Annotated in this window: 1 protein-coding gene; it reads right to left on the bottom strand. The window is 39.4% G+C overall.

The window, feature by feature from the left end; translation table 11 throughout:
* On the bottom strand, positions 1-848 hold an 848-nt coding region (locus tag ASV53_RS24215), incomplete at its 3' end, for a pullulanase-associated domain-containing protein (protein ID WP_141226323.1).
* Between the last annotated feature and the right edge of the window lie 92 nt (positions 849-940).

The following is a 940-nucleotide window of genomic DNA, read 5'->3' as shown; positions in this document are numbered from 1 at the left end:
TAACTAATGAGAGTGTCTTTATAGGTAATAGTAGAATAAAGCGGAGCGGATAACTTCAATCTCATATTATCATCGACAGATTTCTGATTACCTTTATGGATAACTACATTCGCGCAGCCTGTATTCCCCTCTTTTATCTTTAATTCAAAGTAAATACCGTAGCTTGGATCATAGCCTAAAGGTTGAAGTGGTTTCTCCCAGCTGATGTCTTTGAGTTGTGAATCGAGAATAGAATCGCATTGTTTATCATTCCACACCTGCATTCCCCAACCTGCAAAGTCATCTTCTGGGGCGATCATCATAACGTCATCGTATATTCTAAAATAAACCAGTGATGTTTTTTCCAAACCTTCGATGCTAGGTTCTTTCGCTTTTGTAGGCTTTAATCTTGTGTAGAAACGCTGATCAATGAACTTTTCAGGAATGGTATCGACAGCGAGCTCGAGGCTTCCGTGTTTGCCTTTAGCCAAATTGATATCATGAGTGTAAGCAAAGTTCTGGGTATTGTGCACTAAATTGCCAAATCGGTACAAGTTCTGCTCCGATGAACTTGGCATTAACTCTAAGTGTAAGTAATCGGTATCTATAATGTCGTGGCCAAGCAGTTTATAAGTACCAGATTCGATATATTCGTGAGCCTCGGCCTGATTACAGCTCTCGTTATTGGTCACAAGTGTACACAGTGTATAGCTGGTTTCATTTAACGACAGTTTGAATGAAGGGCTATCTGATGGGATCGTTACTTTATGCGGCGAGGGGGCGATAACACTATTTTTATTCTGGTATTTATTAAAGCCACTAAGTACAGCAATGAATGGGGTAGAACTGTCAGCACTATAGTTGTCCAATGTAACAATACCTATAGGCTCTGTTCAGTATTTAAGTGGGTGAACTATACTTTAGATAAATCTACTAAATTACTGAGGTTAGCCGTATGGAA

The organism is Photobacterium sanguinicancri (genome assembly GCF_002265265.1).
Taxonomy (GTDB): domain Bacteria; phylum Pseudomonadota; class Gammaproteobacteria; order Enterobacterales; family Vibrionaceae; genus Photobacterium; species Photobacterium sanguinicancri.
Note: the sequence above shows the minus strand (reverse complement) of the source record. Positions and strands in the feature narration are given on the sequence as shown.